General features: G+C 42.2%; 10 protein-coding genes. 8 read left to right on the top strand and 2 right to left on the bottom strand.

The genetic code is table 11. From position 1 onward, the window contains the following. Positions 1-99: 99 nt before the first annotated feature. Positions 100-1,140 carry a DUF3810 domain-containing protein gene (locus GKD17_RS18710; protein WP_007833061.1) on the top strand — a complete coding sequence of 347 codons (1,041 nt, stop codon included), beginning with the start codon at positions 100-102 and terminating at the stop codon, positions 1,138-1,140. 217 nt (positions 1,141-1,357) lie between these two features. Here the strand turns inward: GKD17_RS18710 and GKD17_RS18705 are convergent, their stop codons facing one another. After that, the gene (locus GKD17_RS18705) at positions 1,358-5,392 is read right to left on the bottom strand and encodes a hybrid sensor histidine kinase/response regulator transcription factor (RefSeq protein WP_007833063.1); all 4,035 of its coding nucleotides are present in this window, start codon (positions 5,390-5,392) and stop codon (positions 1,358-1,360) included. Between the two features lie 318 nt (positions 5,393-5,710). Here GKD17_RS18705 and GKD17_RS18700 point away from each other — a divergent pair, with 318 nt between their 5' ends. The 7 genes from GKD17_RS18700 to GKD17_RS18670 all read left to right on the top strand — a co-directional run bounded on the left by GKD17_RS18700 (position 5,711) and on the right by GKD17_RS18670 (position 21,498). Beyond that, a complete protein-coding gene (locus GKD17_RS18700; protein WP_007833065.1) occupies positions 5,711-9,019 on the top strand; it encodes a SusC/RagA family TonB-linked outer membrane protein in 3,309 nt (1,102 codons plus the stop codon). A gap of 15 nt (positions 9,020-9,034) precedes the next feature. After that, the gene (locus tag GKD17_RS18695) at positions 9,035-11,059 is read left to right on the top strand and encodes a RagB/SusD family nutrient uptake outer membrane protein (protein WP_007833072.1); all 2,025 of its coding nucleotides are present in this window, start codon (positions 9,035-9,037) and stop codon (positions 11,057-11,059) included. A gap of 401 nt (positions 11,060-11,460) precedes the next feature. Continuing rightward, complete coding sequence (locus GKD17_RS18690) at positions 11,461-14,562, top strand: SusC/RagA family TonB-linked outer membrane protein (RefSeq protein ID WP_007833074.1); 3,102 nt, start codon at positions 11,461-11,463, stop codon at positions 14,560-14,562. Positions 14,563-14,575: 13 nt separating this feature from the next. After that, positions 14,576-16,267 carry a RagB/SusD family nutrient uptake outer membrane protein gene (locus GKD17_RS18685; RefSeq protein WP_007833076.1) on the top strand — a complete coding sequence of 564 codons (1,692 nt, stop codon included), beginning with the start codon at positions 14,576-14,578 and terminating at the stop codon, positions 16,265-16,267. A gap of 279 nt (positions 16,268-16,546) precedes the next feature. Continuing rightward, on the top strand, positions 16,547-19,003 hold the full coding sequence (locus GKD17_RS18680) for a family 43 glycosylhydrolase (protein ID WP_008655949.1): 2,457 nt from the start codon (positions 16,547-16,549) through the stop codon (positions 19,001-19,003). Positions 19,004-19,028: 25 nt separating this feature from the next. Further along, on the top strand, positions 19,029-20,171 hold the full coding sequence (locus GKD17_RS18675; RefSeq protein ID WP_007840839.1) for a glycoside hydrolase family 43 protein: 1,143 nt from the start codon (positions 19,029-19,031) through the stop codon (positions 20,169-20,171). Positions 20,172-20,496: 325 nt separating this feature from the next. Further along, a complete protein-coding gene (locus tag GKD17_RS18670; protein WP_007833082.1) occupies positions 20,497-21,498 on the top strand; it encodes a glycoside hydrolase family 43 protein in 1,002 nt (333 codons plus the stop codon). 119 nt (positions 21,499-21,617) lie between these two features. On the opposite strand, the gene GKD17_RS18665 is transcribed toward GKD17_RS18670, so the two are convergent. Further along, positions 21,618-23,171 carry a RagB/SusD family nutrient uptake outer membrane protein gene (locus GKD17_RS18665; RefSeq protein ID WP_007833083.1) on the bottom strand — a complete coding sequence of 518 codons (1,554 nt, stop codon included), beginning with the start codon at positions 23,169-23,171 and terminating at the stop codon, positions 21,618-21,620. Positions 23,172-23,179 lie beyond the last annotated feature (8 nt).

Genomic DNA, 23,179 nt, shown 5'->3' with positions numbered 1-23,179 from the left:
TTATACTTATCCGTATCATCTGCGTTGTTCGTGTTTAAAAAATAAAAGCTTTGTGTCATCTGTATCTGAAAATGGCAAAAAGATAGTAGCTTTGTATCCATGAAAACAAAACTTCTCCCTATTCTGAGATATATAGTACTTGCATTGCTTCTTCTGTGCATTGTACTTTGCCGTTTTTTTCCCGTCATGGCCGAAGGGTATGCTCGTCATATTTATCCGTGGCTGTCGGCGGCGTTGTCCGCTATAGCTTCTGTTTTCCCTTTTTCTTTAGAGGAGGTGCTAGTGGTCGTAATCATTTTATGGATGATTATTTATCCTTTTCTTAAACGCCGGAAGAAGAAAAGCTGGAGATTCATTGTGGGCAGGGAAGTGGAGTTGCTGGCATGGGTCTATATCTGGTTTTATCTGGGGTGGGGTTTGAATTATTTCCGTTACGATATTTACCGGCGGATGGAGGTGGAACCTGCCGGTTACGATGAACAGGCATTCCGTCATTTCCTTGCTTCCTATACAGATAGTCTGAATCAGTCCTATACGGCTGAGGTGAAAACGGATCCTGAAAGGATGCGGCAGGAGATAAAGGAGATTTACCGGCAGGTTCCGTCTATGTATGGTTTGGCTCTTCCCCAGGATTATCAGCATCCCAAGCAAGTGTGGTTCAATCCGCTTTATTCGGGTGTGGGAGTATTGGGATATATGGGACCTTTTTTTGCGGAGTCGCAATTGAATGAAGAATTGCTTCCTGTACAATTGCCATTTACGTATGCCCATGAACTGTCTCACCTGTTGGGGGTAAGTAATGAGGCGGAAGCGAATTATTGGGCTTACAGGGTTTGTCGCTCTTCAAAGCGGCCGGCGGTGCGTTATAGTGCCTATTTCGGTCTGTTGCCCTATGTGCTGGTCAATGCATCTTCTGTGTTGACGGAAGAGGAATTCCGTGAATGGATTAAGACGATCCGTCCCGAAGTGGTGAAGGATTATGAATATAAACGTATGTATTGGAATGAGCGTTATAGTACCCTGTTGGGTGAAGTGCAGAATAAAATTTATAACCTGTTTTTAAAGGGTAACAACATTCCTTCCGGCAGAAAGAATTATGCGGAAGTGATCGGGATACTGCTTTCTTTGGAAGAAAAATAGAAACAGAATGTTCAGGCTGGACTTGAATTCGATTGTGACAGTTATAACTTGATCCAAGAGTTCTACAACAAACGAGCTTTATATTGTTGCTCCACTGCTACCACTTTTCATTGGCATTTCAGCAGGAAGGGTGGTAGCAGTGGCAGCAGAAATATAAAACTCTAAAGAAGAACTGTTCAGGATGATTCCAAGCAATGATCAGAATCCGCCGGGGAGTCTACTGTTTCTGTTTCACATAATCCGAAGGCGACATTCCGTATTCGTCCTTGAAACATTGGCGGAAATAGGCCACACTGCTGAATCCTATCATATAGGCTATTTCTGAAATAGTATATTGTCCGGACATCAGCAGTTCCACTCCCTTGCGCATTTTTACCTTACGGATAAATTCGTTGGCGGACATATCTGTCAGTCCTTTTATCTTGCGGTAAAGGGTGGAGTGACTCATGCACATCTTGTCGGCAATGAAAGCGATATCCATCTTTTCCATTTCCAGATTCTCTTCGATTATTTGCGTGATTTTCTGCAAGAATTCATTATCCAGTTTGTTTAACGAACTCACGGCACTTTCCTGTTTGGGCTGCGTATCGGCCAGTGCCAGCAAAGAGGCTATTTTCTTACGGGTTTCCAACAGATTGTTGATGCGACTGTGCAGTAGCTTGGCACTGAACGGTTTGGTAAGATAGGAATCTGCTCCGGATGCATATCCTTCTTCCTTGTCTTGTAAAGAATCTTTAGCCGTCAGTAAGATTACAGGGATATGGCTGGTGCGCATATCCTCTTTTATTCGCTTGCAAAGTTCGATACCGTCCATGACCGGCATCATGATATCACTGACAATGATATTGGGAATTCGTGCCTGTGCCAGTTCCCAGCCTTCTTTACCATCCTTGGCAGTGATTACTTCATAGATATCTGTAAAAGAGCTCCGGATGTATTCCCGTATGTCGGCATTGTCCTCTACCACCAGTACAATGGGATGATTTTCGGTTGGTGTATCGGTAATGGTGGTTTCCTCTGCATCCATCGGCTTCTTTTCCATATCATGTTGGGCATGGATAGCGTTGGGATACGTATTCTCGGTGAGCAGGCGCAGCGTGAATGTGGTTCCCGTATCCACTGCGCTTTCTACTTTCAGGATTCCTTCGTGCAATTCGCTCAAACCTTTGACCAGAGCAAGCCCGATGCCCGAACCCGATGCCTGATATTTGCTTTTTGCCTGATAATAGCGATCGAAAATGTGTGGTAACGCTTCGGCGTCAATGCCATGGCCGGTATCACTGACACTGATTTCCGTGTATTTTATCTGGTTCTCTTCTACTGAACGGAGTGATAAGGTGATATCTCCCTCGGAAGTATATTTGGCAGCATTGCTCATCAGGTTGTCCAGTATGATGGTGATCATGTCCGCGTCATAGAAGATTTCCGTATCTTCTGTTTCGATATGAATGTGATAATTTACCTTGTTATTGGGATTCAACTCTTTGTAACGTAATCCCACTTCCTGTACCAATTGTCCCAGATCTCCCTTGGCCACAGATAATTTACGGTTCTGGGTCTCGGTCTTGCGGAATTCCAGTATGCGGTTTATCAGATTCAGCAGACGGGTGGCGCTATCATGAATGATGCTGATTTTGTTGGCGTGTTTGGGAGACAGGGTGGCATCACTCAACAGGTCTTCCAATGGACCTAGAATCAGCGTGAGCGGAGTACGCAGTTCATGGGTGATGTTGGTGTAGAAGCGCAGGCGTTCTTCATTCAGTTCTTGTTTGTTCAGACTTTGCTTGCGCTCCACTTCCAGTGAACTCTCTAAGTCCAGTTTACGTTTATAAAAACGGAGCAATGCATATAATGCGAAGATAAACAATATGACATAACCCAATTTGGCATACCAGGTAAGCCAAAGGGGAGGAGCAATTACCACTGTCAGTTGTGCTGCATTCTCGTTCCATTCCTGATTGCGAAATCGGGTTTTCACTTTAAACACATAGTTGCCGTGCGGTATGTTACGGAAGGTGACCTGATTATCTCCTTGGGTGCTGTACCATGCATTCTCAAGTCCTTCCAGCATATATGAAAATTCTACTTGTGAACTTTGTGTATAATCCAACACATTGAAAGATATGTTGAAAGTGTTTTGATTATAAGGTAGCTCAACAATTCTGTTACTGATTGGAACCGGTAACCGGGTATCCCTGCTTTCTGTCTGTTTATTATAGATAAAGAATTGGGTGATGGTAACAGGGGAAACTTCGCGTGGTGATGATAGTTCACGCGGATTGAAATAACATGCCCCGTTTTGGGAGCCGAAAAACAGAGTACCGTCTGGAGTGATGCAAGTGGAACCATCCATGAAATCACCCATAGGTATACCGTCATGATAATTATAATTGTAGAATCTTTTGTTTTTTTCATCTAGACGAGAAATGCCACCATTGGTGCTTATCCATATATAGCCGTCATGGTCTTCCTGTATGGCACGTACCTGTGTGTTTTCCAAACCTTCCTTTGCACCGAATGACACAAAGACATTAGGTTGACTTACATCTTTAAAAATAATAATACCTTCCCGGGTGGCAACAAGAATGCGTTTGCGAGAATCTTCCATCATATAATTCACGGCATTGGATGGAAATGAATGGTCTGTTGTGAAATTATAAAGCTTTTTATCATCTTCATCAAACACACATACTCCTTTGCCGAATGTTCCTACCCATAATTTCCCGTTTTTGTCCCGTATGATACCGTGTACCATAATATCGGGTAACTGGGCGTTTAATTCTTTCTCGTACGACAATTGGTTATTAAAATAAGAATAAATTCCCGTTTGGGTACCTATCCATATCTTGCCGTTTATATCCTCACTGAAGGAGCAGATATCGAGGAACTCCGAGCCTTTATCTCCTATGCGGGTGATACGTCCGTCTTTGGGAGTATAAAGCAATATGCCATTTTTATAAGTGCCTAGCCACAGTCGTTCTTGTTTGTCTTGGTAAATCACATTGATATGTGTTTGTGGGTGCAGCCGGCATTCGTGTAAAGAGAAGTTTTTGGTTTTCTTTCCTTTTTCATAAATTCCTAATTCACCTTCTCCTCCCAGCCATATTTGGTGATTATCTGCCCATAATCCCCATACTTGTTTATTATTGATCTTACCTTGTTTTTCAATAGTATAGGCAATGGTGTTGAATAATGGCTGTGCATAACTGATAAAATCCACTCCACCGCGGTAGTTGCCAATCCAAATATTTCCGAATGAATCTTGTATGATGCTTCGTGCATTGGGTCCGGATAATCCATGGTTGTCATTCGTTACCGTAATATTGGAGAATGTAATCTTTTCTGGAGATATAAATGTATTTTCCCTGAGATTGAGAATACTCACTCCTCCCATGTTGGTACATATCCATAGAGTGCCGTCTTTCATTTGTTTGATATCAAGAATCTGATCTGACAATAATGAGTTTTCATTTCCTTCTATGTGTTTGAATGTGATGAATTTTTCGCTTTGCGGATTGAAAAGTGCCAGACCGTTGTTGGTGCCTACCCATACGTTCTTATTCTTGTCTATGCATAGAGCGCGTACTTCATTATCGGGAATGCTATAAGGATTATTGGGGTCATGCTGATAATTTTTTGCAGTACGGTCTTTAAGGGATACAATGCTTAATCCTCTGAGATGATGGCCAATGTACAGATTGCCGTTACCGTCCTCTTTTGATACCCAGTTATTACCTTCCAGACCTTTTACATTCTTAGAAGAATAGGGGGTAAACAATTTGGTTTTCCGATCATAGTAATCAACTCCGAAATGATAATGTGTGATCCATAAGCCGCTGTCGGTAGCAACAGATAAGTCTGTGATATCATTACTGAGCATATAATTGCCCGTGGCAGGAATGCGTGATATGGTTTCTGTTTCATAATCAAAATAACAAAGTCCATCTCGTTGTGTGCCTATCCAGACTTTGTTTTCATAGGGGTCTGCAAGTACGACATTCAGTTCGTTACCACTTAATCCTGAATTATTCTTGGTATAGATGTTGAATTGACGTCCATCAAACCTGTTAAGACCAGATTCGGTTGCTATCCATAAGTAACCCTTTTTATCTTGAGTGACACTGACTACATAATTGCTGGACATACCGTCTTCCACTCCCAGGCGTTTGATAACATAAGGTTGTGCAGATGCATGGAACAGATAAATAAGACTTAATAATAATGAGATTGAAAATGAATATGTGTGTTTCATATAAAGGTACTTTTATGAGTACAAATATATAGTATTTTCTAAAATATTTCTGTTAATGTACATGACATATTCAGCATACGACAACTAAAAACTCGTTATGAACGATTTTTATATCCTTCTTGCTCAGTTTTTCTCTACTTGTCTTTTATAATATTTTTATATTTGTCTCAGGAAAATAAAACAGATTAAAAATTCTAATGCTTATGAAAACATAGACTTAGGTTCTTTGCAGGTTTGGTCCGGATGCCTTTATATACAATTCGGAGTTAGGAATGAGAGTTTATTACCTTAATTAAATCTAATTATAAAAGAAAGACGATGAAAGAAAATTCGTTTAAAAGAAATCGAAAGGCTATGATGGCCTTGCTGCTTTGCACAGGTTTCATTGTAACTCAGCCAATTAGTGTTATGGCTGAAGAGATTATGATTTTTGCTCAAACTGCTCAGCAACAAAAACAATCCGTTTCAGGAGTTATTAAAGATGCTACGGGGGAACCTGTAATTGGTGCTAGTGTGCTAGAGAAGGGGACTACGAATGGTACAATTACCGATTTTGATGGTAGATTTACGTTGAATGTAATTCCTGGCACTACACTAATAATCTCTTATATTGGTTATAAGACGATAGAAATGAAAACTGTAGCAGGACAACCAATAAATTTAACATTGATTGAGGACAGCGAAATGTTGGAAGAAGTGGTAGTGGTAGGTTACGGTACAATGCGTAAGAAAGACTTGACAGGTTCGGTAGTACAAATTAACCCTTCCAAGATTGCTGATCAAAATCCGACTTCTGTTCAAGATGTTTTGCGCGGTACACCAGGATTGCAAATAGGTTATGATGCATCGGCTAAAGGTAGTGATGCTTCTATTTTGCTACGTGGACAGAATTCTTTAGGTACCAATGCAAGCCCAATGATTGTATTGGACGGTATGGCTTTTTATGGTGAACTTTCTGAAATTAATCCTGATGATATTGCACAAATTGATGTGTTGAAGGATGCTTCTTCTGCTGCTATTTATGGTGCTAAAGCTGCTGCCGGTGTCATTATTATCACGACAAAGAAAGGTAAGGAGGGTAAGCCGGTTATTAATGTAGGTGCTAATCTTTCGGTTTCTAGAAAATCAGATTATCGCGATTATTTTGATGCGGCTGGTTATTTGAAATTTCATCAGGACTGGCGTAAAATGTATTATACGTATGGACAGGGTGAGGATGGTTTGTATGACTACTATCAAGCAAAAGATGGTAGTGGTAATTTGTTATATCCAGCTGGTTATTATGATGACCCCCGTACCTTGACAGAAGCAGAACAGAAAGCATGGGCTTCCAATATAGGTGTCAGTGGTATTGGTCTTAGTGAAAGTGAATCCATGCTTGGTCTGTTTGCCCGTCGTTTAGAATTCAATAATTCTCCGATGATGATGGAAAATTTTTTGAATGGTCGTATGGTTGATTGGAATGATGCTACTTTCCGCACTGGTTTCAATCAAGATTATAATGCAAGTATTTCGGGAGCTACTGAACGTGTGAATTATTACTTTTCATTAGGTTACATTAATAATGAAGGAGCTGTACAGGGTAATGAATACAATGCTTTCCGTTCTAACATGAAAATCAATGCGAAGATTACAGATTGGTTGGAGGTAGGAGCGAATGTTAATTTCCAGGACCGTTCGGATGGAGATATTCAAGTATCTCTTGGAAGTAATTATTGGGATAATAATATGTTGCGTAATTCTCCATATGCTTCCATGTATGATAACAATGGTAATTATGAGCAATATCCTATGTCTGGTTTGCCTACCAATGGTGGGTACAATTACTACTTTGATCGTCAGTATTACGATTTGGAAAAGGGGTATACCGTATTAAATACTATTTTTAATGCAAAAATTACTTTGCCAGCAGGTTTTTCTTATCAATTCAATATTGCTCCTCGTTATCAGTGGTTCTATGACCGTTATTGGATGTCTGCTGATTTGCCTAATGCATCTGCTGCTGATCGAGGTGTGAATCGTGGTTGGTCGAAAAATTTTGATTGGAATTTGAACAACACCATTACATGGGACAAGATATTTGGCGAGCATCATTTCACCGCAACCTTAGTACAAGAGGCTGAAGAACACCGATATTGGAGTGACAATGTTAATGCACGTAACATCACGCCGAGTGATGCTCTAGGTTTCCATTATACGCAAGGGGCTAACAAGACTCAGAGTGGCTTTAGTACTAATGATACTCATTATACTGCTGCTTCCTATTTGGGGCGTTTATTCTATAGCTTCAAGGATCGTTATATGTTTACAGGAACATTCCGTCGTGACGGTTATTCCGGTTTCGGTTCTAATAATCCTTGGGGTAACTTTGGATCTGTTGGGCTTAGCTGGGTATTCTCTGAAGAAAACTTTATGTCTGATGCTCACGATTGGATGGATATGGGTAAGTTGCGTTTGTCTTGGGGAACTAATGGTAACCGTGAATTTGGAGATGTTTACTCTACGTTGTCTAATTTGTCACTGGCAGGTGGAAGTATGGTATATTACCAAAATGGTAACTCGAACGTTGTCAATCCACTTTATATGAGTCGTTTGGCTGCACCTAATTTAGAATGGGAAAAGACTAAAGCGTGGAATATCGGTTTGGATTTTTCATTTTTGAATGGAAGACTTACTGCTAACATGGATTATTATTTGAAGAAAACAACAGACATGATAATGAGCCAGCGTTTGCCGAGTTTTTCTGGTTTCGGTTCCATCATGGCCAATTTGGGTGAAGTACAGAACCAAGGCTTTGAAATCGCTTTGAATTCTACAAATATTCAAAATAGGAATTTTACATGGAATACTTCCGTAGGATTTTCTATTAATAAGAATAAAATTAACCATATCTACTATGATTATGACGAGAATGGTGTAGAGAAGGATGATACCTCCAATGGTTGGTTCATCGGTCAGGCAATCGGTACTATATGGTATTATGAAACCGATGGAGTTTGGCAGAATACTCCTGAAGACATTGCTTCTGCTGCTTTGGTAGGGCAGAAACCGGGTGATCCGAAAGTGGTGAATCACTATACTGAAGATGACCGGATTTTGGAAGATGGTACTCGCATACCTGTCTACAATGATAATGATAAGGTTTATCAAGGGACTACAGCTCCTCCTGTTTACTGGAATTTACGTAACGATTTCACTTTGTGGAAGGATTTGACTCTTTCTGTTTCATTATACTCTTATATGGGACACAAGAGCCGTGCTGGTTATTGGTTGAATCAGGAGAACGGAGGGTCACAGGTAACTAACGGCTTTAATGTGGCAGCTCGTAAATATTGGACTCCTGATAATCCGACTAATGATTATTGTCGTTTGAATGCTGCAGGTCCCAATACGGGGCTGGCTAATGGTGTAGATAAAGTTTACAACCGTAGTTTCGTTCGTTTGGATGACATAACTTTGGGTTATACTTTGCCACAGAAATGGACTAGGAAATTTATGATAGACCGCATCCGTCTTACTGCAAGTTGTAAAAACGTCTGCACCTTTGATAATTGGGAATATGGTGATCCCGAAACTGGCGGATTGGCTACACGCACTTTTAACTTTGGTATTAATGTAACACTCTAATTTCTGAAAAATATTATGAAAACAAGCAATATGATATTTACAAAAGCATGTATGGTACTGGCTGCGACTGCTTTGGTGAACGTTAGCTGTACGGATGATTTTTTGAAACAGGACCCTTTGTCGTTTTACAATCCCGAAAATACTTACACAACAGAATCTGGTTTGCAATCAGCCTTGGCTATGTGTGATTATGGCTTGAAAGAAATGCTGATGGACGGAAATGGTAACGTGATGCCTATGGCTTCCCTTTATTTCATGACAGATATTGGTCTGTATGGGAAAACCGATGCGGGCGATATGCAAGACGATTTTGCCAATAAGATAACTCCGACATCCGGTATGAAAGGTGGTGGGGATGAGAATGCTATGTCACGTTTCTGGGACCGCACATGGAATAGTGTGACTTTTGCAAATACTATTATCTCCAATGTAGGTAAAGTAGAAGGGTTGGATCCCACTTTGCGCGATGAATATTTAGGACGTGCTTACTTTCATCGCGCCTATGCCTACTATCACGGTGTATTATTGTTTGGCGATATACCTTTAATTACGAAGCTGATTGAAGTACCTAAACAAAACTATAAATCCACGAGTAAAGAGGCAATCTTCCAAATGTTGGTGCATGATTTGGAATTCGCTGTAAAACATGTGTCTCCACAGAAAGAGATCGGTTATATAGGTACTGTCAACCAAGAAGCATGTAAGCAATTGCTTATCAAGTGTTATTTAGTTGTAGGTGAATATCAGAAAGCTGAACAATTAGCTACCGATTTGATTAACAATCATGGTTTGGCTTTAATGAATGCTCCGTTTGGAACGAATGTTTCTTCTGGTAATCCGGAAACATGGCCGGTAGAACGTAATGTAATTTGGGATTTGCATCGTGGAGTAAATATAACTGATGCTTCTAATACGGAAATGATTATGCCTATTTTGAATTATTATGCTGAAGGTTTCATCTCCTATCCGCAGATGCGAGCTATGTGTGTGCATTGGAGTAATGGTATTATCCGTGATCCTCATAACTTAGGATCTCCAACTTATAATTATGCACGTACTGCTGGGGAATATGATGCGAAATTAGATTGGGTACGCGCTATGGGACGTGGTATTGGTTGTTTCCGCACTTCTTATCATTATAATCAGACCATTTGGAATTATGATGGTGAAACAGATTGGCAGGATATGCGTCATAATCGAGAAATAGGTAATTGGATGGAAATGACGGATCTTAAATACAATAATCCAAATTCTGCTTATTATGGGAAAAACATGATGCTTTATGCACCAGAAGATTATTATGATCCGGAATCAGGTGATTTGTTGGTGAGAAAAGGGGATTTGCTTTGTTCTGATACTATTCGTAGTTGGTTCCCGACCCCATTGTACAAAGTATATATACTTGATCAAAATGCTGAAGAAAATATGGGGGCTAATCAGTTTAATGGAGCAACCAAGGGCAATAGTGTGTCTAATGGTAATCTATACTTGTTCCGTTTGGCAGAAACTTACTTACTTCGCGCTGAGGCTAAGTTCTACCAAGGTAACCCGATTGGCGCTGCAGAGGATGTGAACGTAGTTCGTCGTCGTGCTAATGCCAAAAAGATGTTTACTACTGTAACTATCGGTGACATTGCTGATGAACGTGCTCGGGAATTGTATTTGGAAGAATGGAGACAGCCTGAATTGACTCGTATTTCTTGGTGTCTTGCTCGCAGTGGTCAGCCGGATGAATGGGGAGAAACTTATAATCTGTCTACTTGGGATAAGCAGAGTGGTACGGATTTGAATGGAGGAAGCTACTGGTATAAGCGTACTACGCGCTACAATATTTTCAATCATGGGCCTATTGTTTCCAACAAGGAATTGAATTATCAAGTAGATAAACGTAATCTGTTTTGGCCGATTCCCAACTCGGCTATTACTGCTAATACAGGTGCGCGGTTGCGGCAAAATTATGGATATGACGGCTATGATGAAGCGATTCCGATGTTTACTAATTGGGAAGAAGCAGTGGCTGATGAAGAATTGACAAAATAATGATAGTTTTCAACAGGCGTTGTTGATACTGATAAAGCAAGTCTGATTAACTTGCGAATTAGATTATAGGAGGACTACGGCTTGAAGTGATTTTAACCCGTAGTCCGTTTTTATCCCTTTTAAGTAGAGGAATATAAAATTTCGGAATTCACTATAGAAAAATCGTTCATGCTTAATTTTTCTACTACTCTTGATTATTTTTTAGCCTTTTTTATTCTTTTAAAGCTTTAAGTTTGCAATGTGAAAAATAGATAAAACGAACTTTAAATATAATGCTTATGAGGAATAAATCTGCTCCCGATTAATATTGGGAATGTGACAAAATTCAGCCCAAGGAGTTTCTAATCACAACTCTATTCGGATAATATTATTACCTATAATCTAATTTAATAAGAAAAACGATGAAATCAAACTCGTTCTTAAGAAATCGAAAGGCTTTGACTGCCTTATTGCTTTGTACAGGTTTCGTTGCGACCCAGCCGTTCAGTGTGATGGCTGAAGAAATTGTGACTGCCGTACAAACTGTCCAGCAACAGAAACAATCCGTTTCAGGTACTATTAAAGATCCGGCAGGGGAACCGGTTATTGGTGCCAGTATTTTAGAGAAAGGTACTACCAATGGTACAATTACTGATTTCGATGGTAATTTTACATTGAATGTGGCTCCAGGAGCTACATTGGTTATTTCTTATATAGGATATAAGAATCAAGAAATGAAAGTTATTCCGGGAAAATCACTTAACATTATTTTGCAAGAGGATACAGAAACGTTGGAGGAAGTGGTGGTAGTCGGTTATGGTGTGCAGAAGAAATCAGATGTGACCGGTTCTGTTACTTCAGTAGGGAAGGAGCGTCTGGGAAAACTTCCTGTGACGAATGTATTACAAGCTGTTCAAGGTGCGGCAGCAGGTGTTACTATTACACAAACATCTTCCATTCCGGGCGATGCGCCGGATGCTTTGGTGCGTGGCCAGAATTCCATCAATGCTAATTCCGGGCCATATATTGTTGTGGATGGTGTGCCTATCAGCAAGTCGGGAGGTACATTGAATGATATCAATCCGAATGATATTGAATCTATGGAAATTTTGAAGGATGCTTCGGCCACTGCCATTTATGGTACAAATGGTGCGAATGGTGTTATTTTGATTACTACTAAGCGTGGTACTTCCGGCAAGCCGACCATTCGTTATAACGGATATTTCGGGGTGGAGGATTTTTCTCATAAACTAGATTTCTGTGATGGTTCGCAAATCACTCAACGTTATAGAGATTATGTGTCACAGAATCCCGGAGAAACCATGTACAATGACTATGTGAAGAATGCATACGAAGCAGAAAATCAGGCCAATGGTATAGAGAACGATTGGATTGACGCTGTATCGCAAACAGGTATCATCCAAGACCATAACGTAAGTATCGGCGGTGGGGCGGATAATGTGAAGTATTACGTTTCTGCCGACTATATGAGTCAGAAAGGTGTGTTGAAAGGGTTCAATTACAAACGTTACTCCATTCGTACCAACATTGATATGAGTGTGACTGATTATATGAAGGTAGGGACTAATTCATATATAGTATCTCATAACCGTGACGGTGGGCGTGTTAACTTTCTGATGGCTGAGGCTATGTCTCCTTATGCAAAAATGTATGAAGAAGACGGCAGCTATTGCATCAATCCGATGTACAGTGAAACTTTGTTTACCAATCCGTTGATGTGGACTACTACTAATCCCGAACGCCGTCAGTGGAATATTAATATAAACGGTTATGCCGAAATTGATTTCGAAAAATTGATTTCTCCTCTTAAAGGACTGACTTATAAATTCAATGGCGGTTATGCATATATGCCCAAACGTTATAATAATTATGAAGGTAAGTCGGTAAATAATCAGACTGGTTATGCTGAAATAAAGAATGAAGAAACACAAAGTTATACCATAGAGAATATCCTTGCTTATAATCGTGATTTTGGAAAGCATCATTTGGATTTGACAGCTTTGTATGCCGCTTCACGTAAGAAATATCAACGTTCGCAAGCTATGGCCAGCAAATTTATTAATGACGACCAGCAGTGGCATAACATGGGTAGTGCGGAAACACCTAGCGTAGCTTCATATACCGACCTTTATACTACTGTTTCACAAATGGGACGAATTAATTATTCTTATGACAGCCGTTACTTGTTTACATTTACAGTGCGTCGGGACGGTTCTTCTGTTTTCGGTGATAATAACAAATACGGTGTATTCCCTTCTGTCGCTTTAGGTTGGAATATTGCCCGTGAATCATTTATGGAATCTTCCAGTAATTGGTTGAATACATTAAAGCTGCGTGCGTCTTATGGTAAAGCGGGTAACGAGGCCATCGGAGTATATCAGTCACGTGTGAAGATGGATTCGGGCATGTTGGCTTTAGGCGGAGCTTCGAATGCAGGTTTATGGCCCAATGATTTGATGGGGAATGCGGATCTGACTTGGGAAACCACAAAGAGTTTCAATGTCGGTCTGGACTTCGGACTTTGGAATAACCGTTTGACAGGTAATATTGATGTCTATTTCTCAAAGACCAACGATTTGCTTCTGAAACGTAATTTACCTAAAGTAACTGGTTACAACACCGTGTACTCCAATATGGGTGAAACAGCTAATAAAGGTGTGGAATTGACATTGAATTCTCGTAATATTGTTTCAGGCGACTTTACATGGAGTTCCAATTTGGTCTTTTCATGGAATAAGAATGAGATAAAGGACCTTTATGGGGACGGCCAGAATGACTTGGGTAACCGTTGGTTCCTTGGACATCCGATAGGCGTGATTTATGATTATACAATGGTTGGAATCTGGCAGGAAGATGAGATAGCCCGTGGCGACCATTTGAATTGGGACCCGATTGCAGAAGCTGGTGATGTGAAGTTGGCGGATATCAGTGGCCCTGACGGAGTACCTGATGGCAAGATTGATGACAATGACCGTACCATCAAAGGGCAGACAACACCGAAATGGATTGGTGGTCTGACGAATACGTTCACTTATAAGGATTTTACATTGAGTATCTTTATCCAGACTACACAAGGATTGAAAAAGAACAATTCATTGATCGGTATGGCAGGTGATGAAATGGGACGTCGTAATACCACTACTGAAATAGGTTATTGGACTCCGGAAAACAAGAGTAACGAATGGCGTTCATTGCGTAAGAACTCAAACAAACATGGATATGGTTTCCCTTGTGATGCCAGTTATACACGTATCAAAGACATCACATTAAGTTATACTTTCCCACAGCGCATGATTCAGAAGATGGGTATCGGTGGTTTGCAGCTTTATGTGAGCGGACGTAACCTGTTTACTTTCACGGATTGGGTAGGTTGGGATCCTGAAGCTCGTCAGGTAGCTCGTGGTAATAGTTCATGGGATAGTACAAGAGGTGAAACTGTATATGACAGCAGTAACTACCCGATGACTAAGAGTTGTGTATTTGGAGTTAATTTAACATTCTAAAAAACGAAGAACTATGAAATTTAGAAATATATTATTAACAACTTTTGCTGCATCGGCATTTGTTATTGGGACTACATCATGCAGCGATAGTTTTCTGGATGAGAAAATGTACTCTAGTTATGGTCCGGAAGTATCAGATGTAAATGCGAAATTGGTAGGTCTGCACCGTCAATATGCTGCTATATGGGGAATGTCCAGTCAGCAGGGATTTGTAGGATGCTGGCAGGTAGGTACGGATGTAGGTGCTCCCGGTGACACTCAGGGGGTAGAGGTTCCTTTTTACAGATATCAGGAATTGAATGCAGAGAATGCAGGGGTAAGTTTCCTTTGGGAAAAATTATATGAGCTCATTAATAGTGCGAATCAGATTATCGCTTCACAAGCTGAAGGCGGTGATGCGGCGGCAACAGCCGAAGCCATGTTCTTTCGTGCTTATGCATACAATATGTTGGTGACATTATGGGGAGATGTACCTTTGGTGACAGAATCTACTAGTATTCCGCGTACAGATTATACCCGTAATGCGGTTGCCGAGGTGGATGGAGTCATTGATTCTGACTTGGTTTATGCCATGTCTAATCTTCCGGTAGTGGGAGCTGCCAAAAATGAAAGCCGTATAAATCAGGATATGGCAAGACAGTTGGCAGGAGAAGCCTATCTTCGGATGGGTATGCGTGATGCTTCCTATTTCAAGAAGGCGGAAGATGCGGTGACGCCTATTATAACAGGTGGTAAATATGAACTGATTTCAGCAAGATATGGTAAATATGCGGCCGAGCCGGGTGATTATTATCATGATATGTTCCGTTGGGGGAATCAGCGTCGTTCACAGGGGAATATGGAGGCTATCTGGACTTTCGAAATGGAGTATAACCGTGATGTGAATGGCGGTACGATTGACAATCCGCAACAACGTCGTAACTGGGTTCCTGCTTTCCATAAACTGGATGGTATGGTGAATGCGGATTCCATAGGCGGTCGTGGTAATGGCCGTTTGCGTATCAGCAATTTTGTGAAATACGGATTGTATGAGAAAGGTGATATCCGTAATTCTAATTATAATATCCGTCGTGTAATGTGGTATAACAAGCCCGGTTTTTCAAAAGAAGTTGGTATTGATGCTAAAGGGTTCTTGGTGGATAAAGACAAAGGTGTAAGAAATGTGACATTAAAAACGGGCGACCAGGTCATCCCTCACGAGGGAGATTCATTGAACGTATTTTATCCTCATCCCACTAAATGGGGGGCTTATGATGAAACCGATGATTTTGGTTATGCTGTAGTGAAGGACTGGCCTGTGATGCGTTTGGGAGAAACTTACTTGCTTCGTGCAGAGGCTCGTTTCCGTCAGGGGAATACACAGGGGGCGGCTGATGACATCAATGTGTTGCGCGACCGTGCCTTTAAAGACTATCGTGCGGTGGCTCCGGGTGCCGGTAAAGTAACGGCTGATCAGATTGACATTGACTTCATTTTGGATGAACGTGCCCGTGAATTGATTAGTGAGGAGAACCGTCGTATGACTTTAGTTCGGACCAATACGTTGGCCGAACGTATCAAACTGAATGGGGATGTGGAACCTGCTGCACCAAGCAATAAGGTGATTACAGGTTTTGATGCCAATATCCATACACTGCTTCCGATACCTCTCACCGAGATTCAATTGAACAAAGATGGAAATTTGAAACAGAATCCAGGTTATTGATTCTGTCGGATATAAGTAAGATATATATAAAATATTGAAAGAGCATGAAGGGCATATCTCTCAAAGAGAATGCCCTCATTTTATTTCCTCCAGTTTGGGAAATTCGACGTGATTTATTTCTTTAGAAAGAATAAAAAGCGACTTTTGGCTGATTTCTGTCCCATTTTGCACGAATTATACCCCCTTTTTTATTAGCAGAATATGTATTTTTGAAGAATAAAAAACAGCTGTATCGGGTTGGGACTCGATGACAGGTAATGAATAACCCCATAAAATACTATGATGCGACTTTTATTATCCCTTTTATTGCTTTTGTCATTCTTGCAGATGAATGCACAGACTTATCCTAAAGTGATTCTTCCGGGTGATTATCCTGACCCTTCCATTATGCGTGACGGCAAGGATTACTACATGACTCATTCTCCTTTCTATTACGCTCCCGGATTCTTAATCTGGCACTCGCAGGATTTAATGAACTGGGAGCCGTTATGTCGTGTCATGCCTCAATATGAAGGTTCTGCCATGGCGCCTGATTTGTTGAAATACAAGGATACTTATTACATCTATTATCCTGCCGCAGGAACCAATTGGGTGATGTGGGCGAAAAACATCCGTGGTCCGTGGAGCCGCCCCGTTGACTTGAAGGTGGGAGGGATTGACCCCGGTCATGTGGTGGATAAGGAGGGTAACCGCTATCTTTATTTGGATAAAGGGGAAATGATCCGATTGACAGAGGACGGACTTGCCACCGTCGGGGAAAAGAAGAAAGTATATGACGGATGGAAATATCCTGACCATTGGGATACGGAATGTATGTGTCTGGAGTCCCCGAAACTGAATGAACACAACGGATATTATTATCTTACTTCCGCCCAAGGAGGGACTGCGGGACCCGCAACGAGCCACATGGTTGTGTCCGCCCGTTCAAAAAGTGTGACCGGCCCCTGGGAGAATTCACCTTACAATCCCATTGTGCATACATATAGTGTAACGGATAGTTGGTGGTCTAAAGGCCACGGCACGTTGATAGATGATGTGAACGGCAACTGGTGGATCGTTTATCATGCGTATGCCAATGACTATCACACGTTGGGACGCTCCACCCTGATTGAACCGGTAGAATGGACGGAGGACGGCTGGTACCGTACCGTATCTGCCGCTACCCCTGTCACTCCGGAGCAGGAAATCAAACATGGATTGGAACTGTCCGATGATTTCAAAGGTCCTCAATTGGGACTTCAGTGGACTTTCTGGAAAGAATATGCTCCTCAATCCCTGACTTTCAAGGAGGATATCTTATGGATGAAAGCCAAAGGCCGGACTCCTGCTGACGGACGGGTGTTGCTGACCACCGCTGAAGACAAGAATTACGAAACACAAGTGGAAATCCGGACAGGGAATGGAAATGTGGCCGGGCTTATCCTGTATTATAATGAAAAGGCTTACGCCGGAGTCGTTTCCGATGGAAAGACATTCTATATTTACCGGGATGCGGAGCACAAGACGGAACTTCCCAACCGCATTGGGAAACATTTCTTTGCCAGACTGCACAATTGCGGTAACCGTCTGTCCGTAGAGGTGAGTAAGGATGGGAAAGAATGGACTCTTCTAACTGGTGATATGGATGTTTCCTCCTTGCATCACAATAATTATGGCGGTTTTTATGCTTTGCGTGTCGGTCTGTTTTCTGCCGGAAAAGGAAGTGCGGGTTTCAGCCGCTTCCGTTATCGGAATGCGGTTCCGCAAGAGAAAGATATGAGCGCCTATCTGATGGTCTTCCACAAAGACGAGGACCATGGACTTCACATGGCAATCAGTCCCGACGGCTACACTTTTACCGCTTTGAACGAAGGAAAGCCCGTCATAGCCGGAGATACGATAGCCGAACAGAAAGGTATCCGCGATCCGCATATCTTCCGCGGTCCGGATGGAGCATTCTATCTGTCGATGACCGATTTGCATATTTATGCGCAGCGTGACGGATATCGTGATACAGAGTGGGAACGCGACGGAAAAGAGTACGGATGGGGTAACAACCGGGGGCTGGTATTGATGAAATCCTGGGATCTGATTCACTGGAAGCGTACCAATCTGCGCTTTGACAAGTTGTCTGCCGTTTTTAGTGAGATTGGTTGTGCCTGGGCTCCCGAAGTGACCTATGATGATAAAAAAGGAAAGCTGATGATGTACTTCACCATGCGCTTCAAGAATGAGGCGAACAAGCTTTACTATGTATATGTCAATGACGACTTTGACAGGTTGGAGACTTTACCCCAGCTTCTGTTTCAATACCCCGACGAGAAGATCTCTGCTATTGATGCGGATATTACCCGTATAGGAGATAAGTATCACATGTTTTACGTTTCACACGACGGGGGAGCCGGTATCAAGCAGGCTGTTTCGGACAGGGTAAACAGTGATTACGAGTATAATGCCCGTTGGTATGATCCTGAACCCACGGCGTGCGAAGCTCCGAACTTGTGGAAACGCATCGGTGAGGATAGATGGGTGTTGATGTATGATGTGTACGGGCAGAAGGTTCATAATTTCGGATTCAGTGAAACTTCCGACTTCGTACATTTCACTCCTTTGGGACAGTTTAACCAAGGAGTGATGAGGACTACTAACTTCACTTCTCCCAAACATGGGGCAATCATTCATCTTACTCGCCAGGAAGCGGAACGCCTGGCAGAACATTGGGGGATGTCTTACGATGCTTTGCTTCCATCTGAATAAGAAACATTTTATATAAAAATAATTTATGATGAGTAAACTGAGAAACAGCTTGTGTGAGTTGTGCACAGCTTTGATTTTCCTTTGCGGATGCAGCAATGAACCGTTGCAACCCATTCGTTCAGGCGAGATGTGGCCTGATAACAACGGAGAGCATATCAATGCCCATGGGGGCGGAGTAATGTACTATGACGGAACATACTACTGGTTCGGCGAGAATAAATGTGATACTACCAGCAGTGCCATGGTGGGAGTAATGTGTTATTCTTCTCGGAATCTTACTGACTGGAAGAACGAAGGCGTAGCGCTTTCTGTTGTTGATAACGACAGCAGCGACATAGCGCGTGGATGTATATTGGAACGTCCTAAAGTGATATATAATGCGAAAACAGGGAAGTTTGTGATGTGGTTCCATCTGGAATTGAAAGGAAAAGGTTATGCAGCCGCCCGTGCCGGGGTGGCAGTCAGTGATACCCCTGCCGGTCCTTACCGTTTCATCCGTTCGGGACGTGTCAATGCTGGTAAGCTGCCTGTTAATATGGACGGGCAGGCTGTTGCAGTGCTGGATACTCTGAATGCCAAGAATTATGAGAAATGGTGGACTCCCGAATGGACGGATGCTGTGAACAAAGGCTTGATAGTAAAGCGTGATTTGGATGGCGGACAGATGTCTCGCGATATGACCCTTTATGTAGATGAGGATGGTAAAGCCTACCATATTTACTCTTCTGAAGAAAACCTTACACTTCAAATAGCGGAATTGAGTGATGACTATCTTTCACACACAGGGAATTATGTGCGTGTGGCTCCGGCAGGACACAATGAGGCACCTGCTATCTTCAAAAAAGACGGAACCTACTGGATGATCACTTCCGGTTGTACCGGTTGGGCTCCCAATGAGGCCCGTATGTTCTCGTCTTCTTCCATCTTCGGACCATGGTCTCAGCATCCCAACCCTTGTGTGGGACCGAAGTCGGAACTTACGTTCGGTGGACAGAGCACTTATATTCTGAAGGTGGAGGGGAAGAAAGATGCTTTTATATTTATGGCAGATATCTGGCGTCCGGAGCATCCCAGTGATGCCCGTTACATTTGGTTACCTGTTCAATTTAAGGAAGGAGTTCCATACGTGGAGTGGATGGACAACTGGACACTGGATTTCTTTCAGTAATCCCTGTTGAAAATAGTCCTGAAGGATGGAAAATAGTGCAATAGTCTGTTCTTGACCGATTATTGCATCCATCTTGCTCGATTTTACCTCTATGGTTGTCAATTAGATTTTTTATCTTTGCTATCGGTAAAAAGAGATAATAGGTATTAAAGATAGGGTTTTAGGAAGAAGGTTAACATACTGTGATGTGATAATAGAATTTTAGGTTAGGTTAAGTTAGAATTGAAGGCATATTTCGTGAGGAAATGTGCCTTTCTGTTTTCATAGCCCTTCTAGGTTCGTATATTTGTAATGTTGAATTTGTGAAACTTAAAATAGAATATGCATGAAAAAGATTGGATTGTTTTTATTGTTAGGTGTTTCTCTTTCATGGTTGGTGTCTGCTTGCCAAGGACGTCAGCAGGAAGTGCGGAAGGAAGTGCCTTTGGATTCTATTGTGCTGAGTGACCCTTGCATTCTAGCAGACAGGAAGACGGCTATGTATTATATGACTGGAACCGGAGGTATGCTTTGGAAAAGCAAGGATTTGAAACTTTGGGAAGGACCGTTCCATGTGGCAAAGACTGACTCTAACTCATGGATGGGACCTGATCCCATGGTCTGGGCCGCTGAGTTGCATCCATATAAAGGCAAGTATTATTATTTTGCCACTTTCACCAATCAGGCGGTGAAGATTGATACGGTACAAGGGAATGTAATAGAGCGTCGTGCCAGCCATGTTTTGGTAAGCGATAAGCCGGACGGACCTTACGTTCCGATGAAGGACTCTACTTATTTGCCTGCTGATAAACCGACCTTGGACGGAACTTTTTGGGTGGATAAAGACGGAAAGCCTTATATGGTATATTGTTATGAATGGTTGCAAACCTTGGATGGTACGATAGAGAAAATAGAACTGAAGCCTGACTTAAGTGGAACCATAGGCGAAGGGAAATTACTGTTCCGTGCCAGCGAATCGCCGTGGAGCCGTGAAAAAGATGCGGATGGCAAGGATAAACCGAATAAAGTCACTGACGGTCCGTATCTGTTCCGTACAGGAACAGGTAGACTCGGTATGATTTGGACTAGTTGGATTTATAATGTGTACACTCAGGGAGTGGCTTATTCTGAAAGCGGAACCTTGGATGGACCATGGATACAGGAGAAAGACCCGATTACTCCTCCCGATTTCGGTCATGGGATGTTGTTTCAGACCTTGGACGGTAAATGGTTGATGTCTGTACATCGTCATAAGGATGTAAACGGACGTTATATTCGTATTCCTCGCTTGTTTGAAGTCGATTTTTCCGGAGATAAATTGATGGTGGGAAAACCATATATTCCTTGAAAGTGCTTTATCTTTTTTCGAGAGGAAAGGTAATTACTTTTGCCTTCAATGAAAAGAGATGTGTAGAAAGAGTTGGAGGGACAGCTTTATGAGCCTGTCCCTCCAAATAAATGGCCGGGTTAATCCCAACCCGGATTCTGTTTCAGTGCACCCTGAGCTAGGTCTACCTCTTCCAAGGGGATAGCCCACAGATAGTCACGGTTGGCATTGAATTTGCGGGTTTCAATAAAAATGCTTTCTCCTTTTGCATTTATCCCGTATACTGGTTTAGTAACATCCTTTTCGGTTGTTTTATAGCTACGGGTATCAAACAGGTGCATTCCCTCGAAAGCAAATTCCAAACGACGTTCCAAACGGATAGCTTCGCGCATTTGGTCTTTGGACAAGCCGGAGGGCAGAGGAGGAAGACCTACGCTGGGACGCTGACGGATTTGATTGACCGCATCATATACTTCCGTATCCGGAGCAGACAGATTTTCGTTACGAGCCTCGGCGAAAGTTAGCAGCACTTCTGCATAGCGGATATAGATAAAGTTGGTCCAGTCGTAATTATTGATACCGTCATTGTCCGGATTGATATACTTTTTCATGCTATATCCTGTACGGGTATGGCTGCCATCTCCCATATTGTTCAGGTTGAAAGTCTTTCCTGCTATTTGCGAACCGTTCCACAGTACGGAGAAGCCTAGACGGGGGTCACGGTCGGCAAAAGGGTCTTCCGGATTATAGAAAGGAGACTCTCTGATTGATTTGCCATCCTTACATGGATAGGAGTCTATCAAGTCTTGAGTAGGTGATAAAGCTTCCCACCCTCCCATCATGACGGGAGCGAAGAACTGTCCTATATAACTGCCTTCATTGGAGTTTTTCGGGTTTTCCAGATATTCGCGATCAAAGATGATTTCATTACATAACTCTGCTACAGGTTGGAACAAGTCACCATAGTTATCATACAGTCCATACACATTCATGCCCATTACTTTGCGTGCGGCGGCTTCCGCCACATCATATTTGTGTGAGTAGAAAGCAACTCTGGCTTTCAGTGCGTAGCAGGCTCCGGCACTCGGTTTTCCGTGGTCACTGTTGCTGCGGATATCGGGCAAGCTGGCTGCTGCTTTATCCAATAATCCTACTATATGATTATAAGTCTCCTCTTCAGAACTGCGTGAAGGAAGTTTCTCGTTCAGTTCCAACGGATGATCCAGCAGGGAGGCGCCACCCATATATTTTAATATGTTAGCGTATGAGAAAGCTTCGAGAAACTGTACTTCGGCTGTCAGTTGCGCTTTTTCTTTTTCATCCATCGGCACATCGCCTATATGCTCGTAAAATACCAGGCATCTGCGGATGCATTGATAGGCATTTTTCCATAATTGTAGGAAATGTGGATTGCTGGAAGTAGCCGTACCAGCAGACAACTGCCCCTGTTCGGCTGTGACATGTACCGGAATAGCATTGTCGGTGTAGCAATCTGTCATGATAGTATGGTTCTCCGGTTCTATCAGATACAGATAGATTCCGGTTGCGAATTTCTGGGCATCTTCTGCGTTTTTCCAGAAAGATGCGTCGGATAATTGGTCTTTTGGATTTCTGTCCAGAAAACTGTCATTGCAAGAGCTCAGACCAAGGCCACATGCCAATATTAATCCTATAAAGTTATATTTTAGTCTCATAGTTGTCA

Origin of the sequence: Phocaeicola dorei, assembly GCF_013009555.1 — a bacterium.
In the GTDB taxonomy this organism is placed as follows: Bacteria; Bacteroidota; Bacteroidia; order Bacteroidales; family Bacteroidaceae; genus Phocaeicola; species Phocaeicola dorei.
The sequence above is the reverse complement of the archived record's forward strand: the minus strand, read 5'-3'. Positions and strand labels throughout refer to the sequence as shown.